The 14,551-nt window shown below is 71.9% G+C and carries 16 protein-coding genes and 1 pseudogene; 2 read left to right on the top strand and 15 right to left on the bottom strand.

What is annotated here, in order from left to right:
• Positions 1–39 precede the first annotated feature (39 nt).
• The 14 genes and pseudogenes from ACZ562_RS25820 to ACZ562_RS25755 all read right to left on the bottom strand — a co-directional run.
• The gene (locus ACZ562_RS25820; protein WP_471183474.1) at positions 40–1,416 is read right to left on the bottom strand and encodes a glycosyltransferase 87 family protein; all 1,377 of its coding nucleotides are present in this window, start codon (positions 1,414–1,416) and stop codon (positions 40–42) included.
• Positions 1,413–2,816, bottom strand: a complete 1,404-nt coding sequence (gene mptB, locus ACZ562_RS25815) for a polyprenol phosphomannose-dependent alpha 1,6 mannosyltransferase MptB (RefSeq protein ID WP_471183472.1) — start codon at positions 2,814–2,816, stop codon at positions 1,413–1,415. Before mptB ends, ACZ562_RS25820 begins: the two co-directional genes overlap by 4 nt.
• Before the next feature lie 191 nt (positions 2,817–3,007).
• On the bottom strand, positions 3,008–3,940 hold the full coding sequence (locus ACZ562_RS25810; RefSeq protein WP_471183897.1) for a glutaminase: 933 nt from the start codon (positions 3,938–3,940) through the stop codon (positions 3,008–3,010).
• Between the two features lie 34 nt (positions 3,941–3,974).
• Positions 3,975–5,387 carry an aspartate ammonia-lyase gene (gene aspA / locus ACZ562_RS25805; protein ID WP_471183470.1) on the bottom strand — a complete coding sequence of 471 codons (1,413 nt, stop codon included), beginning with the start codon at positions 5,385–5,387 and terminating at the stop codon, positions 3,975–3,977.
• A gap of 32 nt (positions 5,388–5,419) precedes the next feature.
• Positions 5,420–6,445: an asparaginase gene (locus ACZ562_RS25800; RefSeq protein ID WP_471183895.1), complete on the bottom strand. Its 1,026-nt coding sequence runs from the start codon at positions 6,443–6,445 to the stop codon at positions 5,420–5,422.
• Between the two features lie 32 nt (positions 6,446–6,477).
• Positions 6,478–7,920, bottom strand: coding sequence for an amino acid permease (locus ACZ562_RS25795; protein WP_471183468.1), 1,443 nt, complete (start codon positions 7,918–7,920; stop codon positions 6,478–6,480).
• A complete protein-coding gene (locus ACZ562_RS25790; RefSeq protein WP_471183893.1) occupies positions 7,917–8,594 on the bottom strand; it encodes a FadR/GntR family transcriptional regulator in 678 nt (225 codons plus the stop codon). Before ACZ562_RS25790 ends, ACZ562_RS25795 begins: the two co-directional genes overlap by 4 nt.
• 160 nt (positions 8,595–8,754) lie before the next feature.
• Positions 8,755–9,591 carry an undecaprenyl-diphosphate phosphatase gene (locus ACZ562_RS25785; protein ID WP_471183466.1) on the bottom strand — a complete coding sequence of 279 codons (837 nt, stop codon included), beginning with the start codon at positions 9,589–9,591 and terminating at the stop codon, positions 8,755–8,757.
• A gap of 71 nt (positions 9,592–9,662) precedes the next feature.
• A complete protein-coding gene (gene crcB / locus ACZ562_RS25780) occupies positions 9,663–10,037 on the bottom strand; it encodes a fluoride efflux transporter CrcB (RefSeq protein ID WP_471183465.1) in 375 nt (124 codons plus the stop codon).
• The gene (locus ACZ562_RS25775; protein ID WP_471183462.1) at positions 10,034–10,429 is read right to left on the bottom strand and encodes a DUF190 domain-containing protein; all 396 of its coding nucleotides are present in this window, start codon (positions 10,427–10,429) and stop codon (positions 10,034–10,036) included. Before ACZ562_RS25775 ends, crcB (ACZ562_RS25780) begins: the two co-directional genes overlap by 4 nt.
• Entirely contained in the window at positions 10,426–10,887 is a 462-nt protein-coding gene (crcB, locus tag ACZ562_RS25770) for a fluoride efflux transporter CrcB (RefSeq protein ID WP_471183460.1), read from the bottom strand. Before crcB (ACZ562_RS25770) ends, ACZ562_RS25775 begins: the two co-directional genes overlap by 4 nt.
• A 206-nt stretch (positions 10,888–11,093) precedes the next feature.
• Positions 11,094–12,056, bottom strand: coding sequence for an SMP-30/gluconolactonase/LRE family protein (locus ACZ562_RS25765; RefSeq protein WP_471183457.1), 963 nt, complete (start codon positions 12,054–12,056; stop codon positions 11,094–11,096).
• 67 nt (positions 12,057–12,123) lie between these two features.
• Entirely contained in the window at positions 12,124–12,411 is a 288-nt protein-coding gene (locus ACZ562_RS25760) for an ArsR family transcriptional regulator (protein WP_471183454.1), read from the bottom strand.
• A gap of 213 nt (positions 12,412–12,624) precedes the next feature.
• Positions 12,625–12,863 (bottom strand): annotated as a pseudogene (locus ACZ562_RS25755) (glycosyl hydrolase 53 family protein); the annotation flags it as partial.
• Positions 12,864–13,115: 252 nt separating this feature from the next.
• Between ACZ562_RS25755 and ACZ562_RS25750 the strand changes: the two are divergent.
• Together ACZ562_RS25750 and ACZ562_RS25745 are read left to right on the top strand one after the other, a co-directional pair.
• Positions 13,116–13,466 carry a VOC family protein gene (locus ACZ562_RS25750; protein WP_471183452.1) on the top strand — a complete coding sequence of 117 codons (351 nt, stop codon included), beginning with the start codon at positions 13,116–13,118 and terminating at the stop codon, positions 13,464–13,466.
• Positions 13,467–13,613: 147 nt separating this feature from the next.
• Positions 13,614–14,003, top strand: coding sequence for a MarR family winged helix-turn-helix transcriptional regulator (locus ACZ562_RS25745; protein WP_471183450.1), 390 nt, complete (start codon positions 13,614–13,616; stop codon positions 14,001–14,003).
• A 78-nt stretch (positions 14,004–14,081) separates the two neighbouring features.
• On the opposite strand, the gene ACZ562_RS25740 is transcribed toward ACZ562_RS25745, so the two are convergent.
• Positions 14,082–14,483 (bottom strand): SseB family protein, encoded by a 402-nt coding sequence (locus ACZ562_RS25740; protein WP_471183447.1) that lies wholly within the window; start codon positions 14,481–14,483, stop codon positions 14,082–14,084.
• Positions 14,484–14,551: the final 68 nt, after the last annotated feature.

Below are 14,551 nucleotides of genomic sequence, written 5' to 3'. Positions count from 1 at the left end.
CCGGGGCGGGCGCACACTCGTCGTCACGGTGATGAACCCTCAGTCGGGCGGCGGTTTCGCCGTGTACGAGGAGGCCCGCGAGCTGCTCGACTGGGGGTTCAAGGCGGCCGGGCACGTCGAACCGGTCGGGTCGCTGGACGCGCTGCGGGGCAGGCCGAGACCCGGACCGGCCGCGCTTCCCATGGCCTCGGCCCTCGCGCCGGACGACGGGGCCGGCTGGGCGGAGACGGGCGCGATCGCGGCCGCAGCCGTTCTCGGGGCGGGCGTCATGGAGCTGGCGTTGCGGTTCCTGACAGGCCGTACGGCGCGGAGTTGACCGGCCGGCAGCCACAGCAGCAGTCCGAGCGTGATCCAGGTGTAGGCGTTGCTGCCCAGAAAGCCGTCGACGCCGGAGGAGTCGTCGAACCACAGCCACACGACGCTGGTGGACAGCACCGCGTACAGGGCGCCCGCGATCCGCACATGCCCGGCGCGGACCAGCACGGCGAAGGAGGGCAGCAGCCACACCAGGTGGTGCACCCAGGTGATCGGACTGACCAGGCAGGCCGTCAACCCGGTGAGGGCGAAGGCGGCCGTCCAGTCCCCCGCGGCGGCCGCACGGCGCGCCCGTGCCGCCCACACGGCCAGGACCAGCAGGACCGCCGCCGCCCACACCGGGCGGCCCGGTTCTCCCAGCCGGGCCAGGATGCCCTGGAGCGACTGGTTCGAGACGTAGTCGAGACGGCCCACCCGGGTCGTGTCCCACATCGCCTCGGTCCAGTAGTAGCGGGACGCGTCCGGCGCCACACAGGCCGCGAACGCCGTGGCTGCGGCGGCGGCGGCCGTGGCGAGGACGGCGGCGTGCCATCGCCGGGCGAGCAGCAGCAGGACGACGAAGAGCGCGGGCGTGAGTTTCACGGCCGCGGCGAGTCCGATCCCGGCCCCCGCCCAGCGCCCGCGGCCGGTTGCCAGCAGCCGTCCGTCGGCCAGCACCAGGGCCAGCAGCAGGAGGTTCACCTGGCCGAAGCTGAACGTGTCGCGCAGTGGCTCGAACAGCGCGAGCGGGCAGGCCCCCAGCGCGCAGCCGTACCAGCCGTACCGCCGCCAGGCCCGCCCGGTGAGCAGGCGCAGCACCACGGCCAGCGCGGCGAGGTTGAGCAGCAGTGCGACGGCGATCGCCGTCCGCGGCCCGAGCAGCGCCATCGGCAGCATGCCGACCGCCGCGAACGGCGGATAGGTGAAGCCGTACGACGTGCCGGGCATCCGGAAGTCGTAGATCCGTCCGCCGTGGTGGACCCAGGCGTTGACGGCCCCGTAGTAGACGCGCAGGTCGAACCAGTCGCGCAGCAGCGGCACGGTCGCGGTGAAGGCGGTGACGGCGGCGACGAGGGCGAGCACCAGCAGCAGCCGGCCGCGGTCGCTGCCGGGCAGCCTCATGCCGTACGTCCCAGCGTCGGCGCCTGTGCCGTCTGATGGGCCTGCCACAGGACGACCACCGCCAGCACGCCGCCGGAGACGGCCAGTACGAGTTGTCCGGTGTCAGGGGGGCCGCCGCCGGGCAGGACGGCGAGCGCGAGTACGCCCGTCACTACCGCCCCACGGCGCCGTACCGAGGTGCTGGGAGCGGCGGCGGCGATGAGGAACAGTCCCCACAGGGCGTACCAGGGGCGGATCGCCGGGCCGAAGGCGGCCACGGCGGCCAGGCTCAGCCCCAGCGCGTACACCGGCCGCGGGCGCAGCCGCAGCCAGATGAGGAGGACGGCGACGACGGCGGCCACGACGCCGAGGGCGTGCCACGCGGGGACGGCCAGTGGCGCCAGGTCGCTGCCGAGGCGTTCCAGCAGGGCCCGGGTGGCACGGCCGAGCAGGCTGGTGAGAGCCCAGTTGTGCGGGGACACAGGGGTGTCGAGGGCATGTATCCAGCCGTATCCCGTGCCTGCGGCGGCCGTGGCGGCGGCGGTGGTGGCAGCGGCCGCGACGGCTGTCGTCACGACCGCTTTCGCCGGCCGGCGACCCGCGCGGACCTGCACGACGGCGACCGCGGCGAGCCCGAGCACCGCGGGCGCCTTGACCAGGGTGGCCAGCGTGACGAGTACGGCGCCCAGGACCGGCCACCGGCCGAGCGCCGCCACCAGGCCGAGGCCGAGGAGGCCCAGCATGACAGCGTCGTTGTGGGCACCCGCGACCAGGTGCAGCAGCACGAGCGGGTTGAGGGCGCCGAGCCACAGGGCGGCGGACGGATCGGCGCCGCTGTGCCGGGCGAGGCGGGGCAGCGCGGCCGCCATCAGCGCCACCCCGAGCAGTGCGACGAGCCGCATCCCGAGGAGGCCGGCGGGGAGTTCGCCGCGATTGAGGCCGGACAGCGCGGCGGCCACGACGAGGAACACCGGGCCGTACGGGGCTCCCGTGGTGCGCCACGCCGGGGCGACCTCGTCGGCGAGCGGGCCGCCGAGCCGGGCCGGGCCGTGCGCGTACACGTCGATGTGCGCGTCGACCATGGCGCCCTGCGCGAGATAGCTGTACACGTCGCGGCTGAAGAGCGGGGGTGCGAGCAGCAGCGGGGCGGCCCACAGGGCGAGCACGAGCAGCAGGGCGCGCGGGGTCGGCGGCTCGGGCCCGCGGATCACCCGTCCCAGCAGCGACCAGGCGGCGATCAGCAGCACGACCCCGAAGTACACGCCGACCAGGCCGAGTGCGGCGCGAGCGTCGGCCGGTGCGATTAGTTCTGCGACGGGCAGGGCACCCGCGGACTCACCGCCGGCGGCGAGGAAGGCGGTGCCGGCCAGGCCGAGTATCTGGCAGCGGCGGAGATCGACGGGGAAAGCGGTGGCCAGCACTCGGGGAGCGTGGCAATTCCGGGTGGCCGGACAGCGACGGGTTGCCCTCCTGACGGGGGCCGTGACGTGTCTGGTCGGTGGGGGTCGTCCGTCGGGTGCGGGCCCGTTCGTTGTGGGGTGGTCGCGCCCGCGCGGCGGAGCCGCACAGCGTCACAGCCCCGCGCGCCCATGAGGGCGCTCCCCTGGCCCCGTCAGAACACCGACAGCCCCGTCAGCGTCGTGAATCGGTCCAGTGCTGCCACTCCCGCCACCGAGTTCCCCCGTTCGTCCAAGCCCGGGCTCCACACGCACAGCGTGCAGCGGCCCGGTACGACCGCGATGATGCCGCCGCCCACGCCGCTCTTGCCGGGCAGGCCCACGCGGTAGGCGAAGTCGCCGGCCGCGTCGTAGGTCCCGCAGGTCAGCAGCACCGCGTTGACCTGTTTGGCCTGGCTGCGGGTGAGCAGCCGGGTGCCGTCGGCACGGACGCCGTGCCGGGCCAGGAAGGTCGTGGCGAGGGCGAGGTCGGCGCAGGAGGCCATCACGGAGCACTGCCGGAAATACTGGTCGAGGAGCGCAGGCACCGGGTTGTCGATGTTGCCGTACGAGGCCATGAAGTGCGCCAGGGCGGCGTTGCGGTCGCCGTGGGCGGACTCGGAGGCGGCGACCTCCTTGTCGAAGTCCAGCGTCGGGTTGCCGCTCTCCGCTCGCAGGAAGGCCAGCAGTTCCCCCGCCGCGTCGCCGGTACGCGTCTGGAGGCGGTCGGTGACCACCAACGCGCCCGCGTTGATGAACGGGTTGCGCGGGATGCCGTTCTCGTACTCCAGCTGGACCAGGGAGTTGAAGGGGTTGCCGGACGGCTCGCGGCCCACATGCTCCCAGAGTTCGTCGCCCTCGCGGGCGAGGTCGAGCGCGAGGGTGAAGACCTTGGTGATCGACTGCGTGGAGAACGGCTCCCGCCAGTCCCCCACGCCGTACACCGTGCCGTCCAGCTCCGCCACGGCCATGCCGAAGCGGCGCGGGTCGCACGCCGCGAGGGCCGGGATGTAGTCGGCGGGCCGGCCCCGGCCGGGGGTCCGATCGATCTCGCCTGCGATGCGCTCCAGGACCGGCTGGAAGGTCATGGACGAAGTCATGATCACTATTGTGCCTCCGGGCCGGTCCTGGTGCGCGCGCAGGTCAGACCAGGGCCGGTCCGCTGCCCGCGACGACCTCCGGGCGCAGCAGCTCGGCCAGCCTCTCGGCCGGCAACAGGCCCTTCTCCAGGACGAGTTCCGCCACACCCCGGCCGGTGACCAGGGCCTCCTTGGCGATGTCGGTGGCGGCCGTGTAGCCGATGTGCGGGTTCAGGGCGGTGACGAGGCCGATGGAGTTCTCCACGGTCCGGCGCAGCACCTCGGTGTTGGCGGTGATCCCGTCGACGCACCGCTCGGCGAGGGTGAGGCAGGCGGCGCGCAGGTGGGTGACGGACTCCGACAGCGAGTGCAGGATGATCGGCTCGAAGGCGTTGAGCTGCAGCTGTCCGGCTTCGGCGGCCATGGTGATGGTCACGTCGTTGCCGATCACCTCGAAGGCGACCTGGTTGACGACCTCGGGGATCACCGGGTTGACCTTGCCGGGCATGATGCTCGAACCGGCCTGCACCGGCGGCAGGTTGATCTCGCCGAGGCCGGCACGCGGCCCGGAGGACAGCAGGCGCAGGTCGTTGCAGCTTTTGGAGAGCTTGACCGCGATCCGCTTGAGCACGCCGGACATCTGGACGAAGGCACCGCAGTCCTGGGTGGCTTCGACCAGGTTCGCCGCCGTCACCAGCGGCAGTCCGGTGATCTCGGCGAGGTGGCGGCGGGCCGACTCGGCGTATCCGGCGGGGGCGTTGAGGCCCGTGCCGATCGCGGTGGCGCCCAGGTTGATCTCGTGGATCAGCTCGACGGCCTCCGCCAGCCGGCTGCGGTCCTCGTCGATCATCACGGCGTACGCCGAGAACTCCTGCCCCAGCGTCATCGGCACCGCGTCCTGGAGCTGCGTGCGGCCCATCTTCAGCACGTCCCGGAACTCGACGGCCTTGCGGGCGAAGGAGTCCTGCAGCACGGCCATCGCCTTGAGCAAGCCCTGCACCGCGAACACGGTCGCGATCTTGACTGCCGTCGGGTAGACGTCGTTCGTGGACTGGCCGAGGTTGACGTCCTCATTGGGGTGCAGGTGCTTGTACTCGCCCTTGGCGTGGCCGAGCAGCTCCAGGGCCCGGTTGGCGACGACCTCGTTGGCGTTCATGTTGGTCGAGGTGCCGGCGCCGCCCTGGACGACGTCGACGACGAACTGGTCGTGCAGCTTGCCGTCGCGGATCTCGCGGCACGCCGCGACGATGGCGGCGGCCTTCTCAGGGTCGAGCAGGCCGAGTTCCTCGTTGGCGAGGGCCGCGGCCTCCTTGACGGCGGCCAGGGCGTCGATCAGGTGCGGGTAGGCGGAGATCGGCGTCCCGGTGATGGGGAAGTTCTCCGTGGCCCGAAGGGTGTGGATGCCCCAGTACGCCCGGGCGGGGACGTCCCGGTCGCCGAGCAGGTCGTGCTCGCTGCGGATGGCTGCGGCGGTCATGGCTGTGCGGCCCTTCTCTGGGTCTACGGCGGTCAGACGAGGGGGTGCCCGGGCTCCGGCGGGGGCGGGTCAAGGGAGCGTACAGGGCGGACGCCGCCGACCGGCAGGCCGCCCCCGAGCAGCGGCTCCCCCGCGAACTCGGCGAGCGCCGCCGGGGCGACCCCGGCCCGGGCGAGGGCGGCCGCGGCGACCGGGATGCGTGCCCGGTCCGCCCCGTCGGCGATCTTCACGGCGACGGCCCGGCCGTCCGGCAGCGCGGCGACCTGGACGCCCTCGAAGCCGTCCTTGGTGAGCAGTCCGGGCACGGCCCGCATCAGCGCGGCCACGTCGCGGCCGGAGCCGGAGGCCATCTCGGCGTGCTCGCGCATCGCGTCAGCCACCCGGGCCTCCGGGGTGCCGGGGACCGCGGTGGTGAGGCGGGCGGCGGCCCGGGCCAGGCCGTGCAGGGACACGGAGAACAGGGGTGCGCCGCAGCCGTCGACGGTCACCCGGGCGATGCGCTGCCCGGTGAGGTCCTCGACGATCTCCGCGATCGCCTGCTGGAGCGGGTGTCCGGGGTCGAGGTAGTCGTCGAGGGACCAGTCGTTGAGGGTGCAGACGTACAGCATGGCCGCGTGCTTGCCGGAGCAGTTCTGGGCGAGCCGGGAGGGCAGCCGCCCCTCGCGCACCCAGGCGTCCCGGACGACCGGGTCGAACGGCAGGTCCGGCACATTGCGCAGGTGGTCCTCGGTGAGCCCGGCGAGCTCCAGGATCCGCCGGGTGCCGGCGAGGTGGCGCTCCTCGCCGGAGTGGCTGGCGGCGGCGAGCGAGAGCAGCTCGCCGTCGAGGGGGAGCCCGGCCCGCACCATCGCGACGGCCTGGACGGGCTTGAGCGCCGAGCGCGGGTAGAAGGCGGCTTCGATGTCGCCGATCTGGAGCTGGACCGCTCCGTCGGCGCCGAGGACGACGACGGAGCCGTAGTGGATGCCCTCGATCACCCCGCCGCGTACGAGGTGGGCGACGGGTGCGTGGAGGGGTTCACGGACGAGGGGTGGGTCCGCGACGGAACTGCTTGACATCACTGCCTGGTTGTCCTGGCCGGGCGCGTACTTCACGCGTCGGCTCCGGTGGTTGACTTGCGGGCGACCCGGCCGCGGACGCCGAACCATCCGGCGGCCAGTGCCGCGGCGATCAGCGGCAGGCACAGCACGGTGGTGCGTCCGGCGCCGCCGTCGGCGTACATGAGGACCAGGACGGAGGCGAGGAAGGCCAGCGTCACGAGTTCGGTCCAGGGGGAGCCCGGCAGACGGTAGCCGGGGCGGGACAGCTCGCCCTTCTCGGTCTTCTGCCAGAACAGCAGGTGGCAGATCATGATCATGCCCCAGGTGGAGAGGATGCCGATCGCGGCGAAGTTCAGCACGATCTCGAACGCGTCCGCGGGGACGACGAAGTTGAGGCCGACGCCGAGCACGCAGATGCCGCTGGTGAGCAGGATGCCGCCGTAGGGGACTTGGCTGCGGCTCATGACCGATGTGAACTTCGGCGCCGAGCCGGACATCGCCATGGAGCGCAGGATGCGGCCGGTGGAGTACAGGCCGGAGTTGAGCGAGGACATGGCCGCGGTCAGGACGACCAGGTTCATCACGCCGCCCGCCGCGGGGACGCCGATGTTGGAGAGCACGGTCACGAAGGGGCTCTCGCCGGCGACGTACTCGGTCCAGGGCAGCAGCATCGAGAGCAGGACCACCGAGCCGACGTAGAACAGGCCCACGCGCCACATGATCGAGTTGATCGCCTTCGGCATGATCTTCTCGGGGTTCTCGGTCTCGCCCGCGGCGACGCCGACCAGCTCGACCGAGGCGTAGGCGAAGACGACGCCCTGGATGATCAGCAGCATGGGCAGCAGGCCGTTGGGGAAGACGCCGCCGTGGTCGGCGATCAGGGCCGGTCCGGGGGTGTGGCCGTCCACCTGGTGCTGGGTGACCAGGAGGAAGATGCCGATGCACATGAAGACCACGAGCGCGCCGACCTTGATGATCGCGAACCAGAACTCCAGTTCGCCGAACATCTTCACGGATATGAGGTTCACGGTGAGAACCACGGCGAGCGCGATGAGCGCGATCACCCACTGGGGGATGTCGGAGAACATCCCCCAGTAGTGGGTGTAGACGGCCACCGCGGTGATGTCGGCGATACCGGTGGTGGCCCAGTTCAGGAAGTACATCCAGCCGGCGACGTAGGCGCCCTTCTCACCGAGGAACTCCCGGGCGTACGACACGAAGGCGCCGGACGAGGGCCGGTACAGGACGAGTTCGCCGAGCGCGCGGACGACGAGGAAGGCGAAGACACCGCAGACCGCGTAGGCGACGAACAGCGAGGGACCGGCGTCGGCGAGGCGGCCGCCGGCGCCGAGGAAGAGGCCGGTGCCGATGGCGCCGCCGATGGCGATCATGTTGACGTGCCGGGACTTGAGGGACTTGCTGTAGCCGGCGTCCCCGGCGTCGACGTGCGCGGTCGGTTTCCGGGTGTGCTCCTCGAGATGCTGCTCGCTCACGCCTCGGGTCCGCCTTCCGTGGGGGTGTCCGTGCGCCCGGGGCGCACGATGTCGGTGAGGGTCGTCGAGACGCGGTCGAGGTGGTGGGACATGGCCTCCACCGCGTCGAGCTCGCTGCCGTCGATCAGCGCCTCGACGATCGCACGGTGTTCGAGGTTGGACTGCTCCCGGCGGCCCCCCAGTTCGTTGAGGAACGCCGACTGGCGGGCCAGTGCGTCGCGGATCTCCTCGATGACCCGGCGGAAGACCGGGTTCTGGGCGGACTCGGCCACGGCGAGATGGAAGAGCGAGTCCATGGCGACCCACGCGGTGGTGTCCGTCTCCTGCTCCATCCGGTCCAGGAGGTGGGCCAGGTGGTCCAGGTTCTCCGGGGTGCGGCGAAGGGCCGCGTACCCGGCGACCGGGATCTCGATGTGGCGGCGCACTTCCAGCAGGTCGCTGGCCGCGTAGTCGCCGAACGTGGGGTCCTCGACGGTGTTGGCGACCACGAAGGTGCCCTTGCCGGTCTTGGAGGTGGTCAGCCCCATGGTCTGCAGGGCCCGCAGGGCCTCGCGCAGCACGGGGCGGGAGACCTCGAGGGTGCGGCAGAGCTCCGCCTCGGAGGGGAGTTTGTCGCCGATGAGATACTCGCCGCGCTCGATGGCGCCGCGGAGGTGGGCAAGTACCGCTTCCATGGCGCTGACGCGCCGCGGTGCCGCCGCACCACTTGTCTGGCTGTCTGACAGGTTCACGGTGTGATCCTGCGGGTGACGGGAGGCGGCTGTCAAGGTGCCCGAAAAGATAAATTCACGGGGCGCGACGTCCGAATATCGCTTCACGCCCCGTTCCGCACCGTCAGCTGTCGAGCACACCCGTGGCGAGCAGCCCGAACAACGCCACGCCGACGACGATCCGGTAGATCACGAAGGCGTTGAAGGAGTGCTTGGCGACGTACTTCAGCAGCCAGGCGATGGAGGCGTAGGCGACCACGAAGGAGACCAGCGTGCCCGCTACGAGCGGGGCGGCCCCGACGCCCGCGCCCAGGGCGTCCTTGAGCTCGTACAGGCCCGCGCCGGTGAGCGCGGGGATGCCGAGAAAGAACGAGAGGCGGGTCGCGGCGACCCGGTCCAGGTCGAGGATCAGGGCCGTGGACATGGTGGCGCCGGAGCGCGAGAAGCCGGGGAAGAGCAGGGCGAGGATCTGTGAGCCGCCGACCAGCATCGCGTCCTTGAACGAGGTGTCGTCCTCCCCGCGCTTGTGGCGGCCCATCCGGTCCGCCGCCCACATCACGCCGCTGCCGGCGATCAGCGATCCGGCGACCACCCACAAGGAGGCGAGCGGCCCTTGGATCAGGCGCTCGGCGGAAAGACCGACGGCTACGACCGGGATCGTCGCGTAGATGACCCACCAGGCGAACTTGTAGTCGTGGTGGTACCGCTCCTCCTGGTTGCGCAGCCCACGGCCCCAGGCGGAGACGATCCGCACGATGTCCCTGTAGAAGTACACGAGCACGGCGGCGATCGCGCCGACCTGGATGACGGCCGAGAATCCCACGACCGCGTCGTCGTCGACGGGGATGCCCATCAGCCCCTCGGTGATCTTCAGATGGCCGGTGGAGGAGATGGGCAGGAACTCGGTCACCCCCTCGACCGCTCCGAGGACGACGGCCTGACCGACGCTGATGACGCTCATTGGATCCAGTTCTGATGAGTTGGCCGACAGTGCTGGAGGCAGTCTTACTACGCTCGGGTGTGGCCGGTCGCCTACATCCACACGGCCCGGGCGATCGACACGCCGGCGAATGCCGCACCGAGCCCCGCCGTCACGCTCCCGACGATGTTGGCGGCAGCGTAGAGGGCCGCCCCCGTCTCGGTCAGCCGCAGCGTTTCGTACGAGAAGGTCGAGTAGGTCGTCAGGGCCCCGCACAGACCGGTGCCGATGAGCAGCTGGAGGTGGGAACCGGCCACTCCCGCGGCGGCCGCGCCGGTCAGCAGGCCCAGGACGAGAGAGCCGGTGACGTTCACCGCGAAGGTGCCCCAGGGGTAGACCGAGTCGTGCCGGGACTGCACCGCCCGGTCGGTGAGGTAGCGGAGCGGGGCACCCACCACGGCCCCCGCGACGACCAGCAGCCAGTTCACAACGACCTCTTACCTCTCGCGCCCGTTTCGCCGGGAGTGCCGGCGTCGGCCGTGGCGTCGCGGCCGGTGTACCGGATGACCTCGCAGTCGTCGAGGACGACGAGACCCTCGGTGACGAGTTCGTCGAGCTGCGGCAGGAAGGCGCGGACCCGCTCCTCGGTGTCGACGATCACGATCGCCACCGGCAGGTCCTCACTCAGCGAGAGCAGCCGCGAGGTGTGGATCAGTGAGGAGGCGCCGAACCCCTCGATCCCGCGGAAGACGCTGGCGCCCGCGAGGCCGGCCGCTCGGGCGCGGTGCACGATCTCCGTGTAGAGGGGTTTGCGGTGCCAGGTGTCGTTCTCGCCGATGAGGACGGTCAGGCGCAGGGCGCCGCCGGTGAGCCTGGTCATGGCTGCCTCCACTTCAGGACGCGACGGGCCGCCGTGACCGCGAGCCACACCGCCGTGAGCGCCGCGAGCAGGGTCGCGGCGAGATAGGCCAGGCCCGTGGCGGGGTGGCCGGAGTCGACCAGCTTCTGGATGTCGACGGCGTACGTCGAGAAGGTGGTGAACCCGCCGAGCACGCCGGTGCCGAAGAAGGGCCGCACCAGGCGGTGGGCGGCCCACACGTCGGTGATGACCACCATGAACACGCCGATCACGGCACAGCCGACGACGTTGGTCCAGAAGGTCGCCCAGGGGAAGTGGCCCGGCTGGGCGGGCCACTGGAGCTGGGCCGCGTACCGGGCGACGGCACCGACGGCTCCCCCGAGCGCGACCACCGCGACAACGGACGACTGGCCGCGCCAGACGGGCGGCCGCCGGGGACGCGCCGGGGCGCGGACGTTCTCGGCCTGTGGGGCTGTCATGGTGCTGCGTCTCCTACTCGCCGGGGGCCCGGACCGCGGGCGCGCTCCCCCGGTCCCTCTGCTTCGCCCGAGCAGGGAAGAGCCCGCATCACACGCAGGAACCGTCGGCGGCACCACCGCCGCGGTTCGGGTACGGCGGGCCCCACCGCCGTGCCGCGAGGCGTGATCGCGGCCGGTCAACAGGGTAACGCCGGGGGCGACCCGGGTCACTTCAGGGCGGGCGCCTCGCACACGGCCACGCCGTGCTCCCACAGGCTGCCCAGGACCAGGTGGCCGGCGGCCTCGCAGACCGCGGTGACCATGCGGAAGCCGGAGCGCCGGCGAGCGAGGTACTGGACGACGTTCCCCTGGTCGTCGACCGCCAGGACGCCGATCGTCCCGGTGGGGCGGAAGGGGGCCCGCACGGCCACGCGTGCGGCGGCGCGGCGGACCGCCGGTGCGCTGCGCCGCAGCAGGTCCAGGGGCGGTACCCGGGGGCCCGCGAGGGCGACCAGGATCGGCCCGTCGGGGCCGGCGCGCCACAGGTTGTCGGGCATGCCCGGGAGGTTCTCCGCGAAGGGCTCGCTCTGTCCCGCCCTCGGCCCGGTGAGCCAGTAGCGGGTCAGCCGGTACGCGCCGGTCTCCGCGACGACCAGGAAGGACTCGTCGCCGGCGGCAGCGAGCCCGTTGGCGAACCGGAGCCCGTCCACCAGCACTTCGGGGGTGTCGCTGCCGGGGGCGAGGCGCAGGAGCCGGCCCGTCGCGGTGTGCTCGACCAGATCGCCGATCCACTGGTCCAGGGGGTAGCGGCGGCTGGAGACGGTGAAGCAGACGCTGCCGTCGGACAGGGCCACCACATTGCTGCAGAACCGCAGCCGCTCCCCCGCCAGCGAGTCGGCGAGGACGCTCACGGCGCCGTCGCCGAGGCCGACGCGCAGCAGGCCGCGTTCGGCGTCGCACACCAACAGTGCGTCGTCGGGGAGGAGTTCGAGGCCGAGCGGCCTGCCGCCGGTCTCCGCGAGCACCTCGACGCGGGTCGCGGCCGGGTCCGTGAGCCCGTCGATGCGCAGGATGCGGCCGTCCTCCACTCCGGTGAGCACACGGCCGCGGGCGTCGGCGACGACGTCCTCGGGGCCGCGGCCGCCGATCGCGACGTAATGGCGTGGGACGAGAGCCCTGGGACGGTCCATGTGTGCCTGTCCTCACCTGTCGCCCGGTCGGGAGCCTCGCCGGTGTGTACCCGCTGCGGGCCGTTCCCTACCAGCCTTTCTCGAACATGCGGGCCACCTCGGCGATGCGTACCTCGTCACGCCGGTAGTAGGTGCGCCGCCGGATCCTCCTGGTGCGCAGCAGGCCGATGTCCGCGAGCAGGCCGAGGTGGGTGTCCGCGACCGAGCGGCGCACGCCGAGTTTTTCGGCGACGGAGTCCGCCGTGACGCCGTCCTCGACGAGGTCGCCGTGCCGCTGCGGCGGGAAGTGGGCGACCGGGTCCTTCAGCCATTCCAGGATGTCCAGGCGCCTGTGGCCGACGGAAGTCCTCAGCATGTCGTCCCCTCCGTCCGGGCCTCCTCGTACCGCGCTCTCCCACTGTCCCGCAGACGTCGGCGCCGTGTCCGGGACTCCGCACGTTCTTGTCCGGGACTCCGTTCGACTTGTCCGGTACCGAACTCCCTTGCGACATAAGGGTGTTCGGCAACCTCGCTGGACAACCGCCGGGGCCCGGCCGCACCCACGGGGTCGCGCCCCCCTCGTCATGGCTCAGCGATGGCTGAACCACGACGTCGCCGGCAGCGCCTTGTCGTCGCAGCCGAACAGGGCCTGGCTCTCACAGCCGTTGCAGGAGCTCGCGCCGGTCGGGTCCCACCGTTGCCGGTGACCGGGGTCCAGGTCGACTCCCGGTAGAAGACGCCGAGGCCACGGCCGCTCGGGACAGCCTCCACGATGTTCATCACGTCCCTGAGCCAGGCGGACCGCCCGGCCGTGGTCGCCGGGGAGCCGGGGAGCCGGGGAGCCGGGGAGCCGGGGAGCCGGATCGACGGTGATCCTGCCCACGGAGCCGGTGCGGCGGGAGTCGACACAGAGGCGGTGTATCCGGGCGCGCGTCGGGCCGGACCACGTACCACCCGCCGACCGGTCAGGATCGGAGAAGCCACTCGGCCCTCCCCCGCCCTAGCGTGAAACCACCGACGAAACCCGTCGGTCCGACGCCGCAGCGCCTCGTCGGTCCACGCAGCAGCAAGGAGTACGTCATGACCGCCGGCCTCAACACGATCATCTACCCCGTCAAGGACCTCGCCAGTGCGAAGTCCCTGTTCACCGCCCTGCTGGGTGTCGAGCCGTATGCCGACGAGCCGTACTACGTCGGGTTCAAGGACGCGGGGCAGGACGTCGGTCTCGACCCCAACGGGCACGCGAAGGGCATGACCGGACCGGTCCCCTACTGGCATGTGGCCGACATCAGGTCCACCCTCGCCGCCTTGCTGGAGGCCGGGGCGGAGCCGCTGCAGGACGTCCAGGACGTCGGCGGCGGCAAGCTGATCGCCTTCGTCAAGGACGCGGACGGCAACCTCGTCGGACTCACCCAGGATCCGTCCGCCTAGGGACGTGTCCGGCCGATCACGGCGGAGACGAGGGGTGTGGCACGCACATCTGCCGGAAAGGTCCTGGCCAGGCGCATCGCCCTGTGTGATTGCACGCACACTAGTTGCACAGTCAATGAATGGCGGAAACGGTGTTACCGTGCCCGTATGGCAGTCAAGACGGCCGATGCCGGGCTCGAGGAACGCTGGCGGGACATCCTGTCGGTGCACGCGCGCACGATGTGCGAGATCGACCGTGCCCTGCACCCGCACGGGCTGGGCGCGAGCGACTTCGAGGTACTCGACATCCTCGCCGGCGAGTCGCCCGCGGAGGGCGATCTGTGCCGGGTGCAGAACCTGGCCGGACGCGTGCATCTCAGCCAGAGCGCGCTGTCCCGGCTGATCGGCCGGCTGGAGAAGGACGGCCTTGTGGAGCGCTCCGTGTGCGCGGAGGACCGCCGGGGCGTGTGGGTGGCCCTGACCCGCAAGGGGCGCGATCTGCACGCCGAGGTGCTGCCGCTGCAACGCGCGGTGCTGACGCGGATGCTCGACGGCTGAAGCAGGGCCTCGCCCCGGGTCTCCCGGGACCGGCCGCAAAGCCGGCCGGGCCCGGCCCGTTTCTTCCTGTGCCGCGCCCTACGGCCTGGCCAGGAGCGTGCGCACGCCCTCGGACGTCAGCGTCAGCGGGTGGTCGGAGCCGGCGTCGATGGTCAGCGACAGCTCGTCGGCCGGCCACTGCGCGGCGAGCGCGCCCAGCGGGACCAGTCGGTAGCGCGAGACGAACGGCAGCAGTTCCGCCATCGCCGGTTCCGAAGTGAACACCGGGACCACGGGATCGCCGTTCGGCTGCTCGAGTACCGGCAGGGCCACGGCCGACGGATCGGACGCGTCCTCCTGATCGGCGTCGTCGGGCACGGGAACGAGGACCTCGCTGCTCGCCAGCGTGTCCAGCGCCGCCGTGTCTTCGGTGTTCACCGTCAGCGCGTCCAGCGCCCGCTGGGCGGGTGTGGCGGCGTTGTCGTGGGCGGGTGTCTCCATGGCAGATCCCCTGGTAGCGGCGGTCGTACGGTCCGCCCGCGACATGATCGCCCCGGGCGCGGTCTCCC

Source organism: Streptomyces sp. NPDC040410 (genome assembly GCF_055595715.1).
This window is presented reverse-complemented; position numbering and strand designations above follow the sequence as displayed.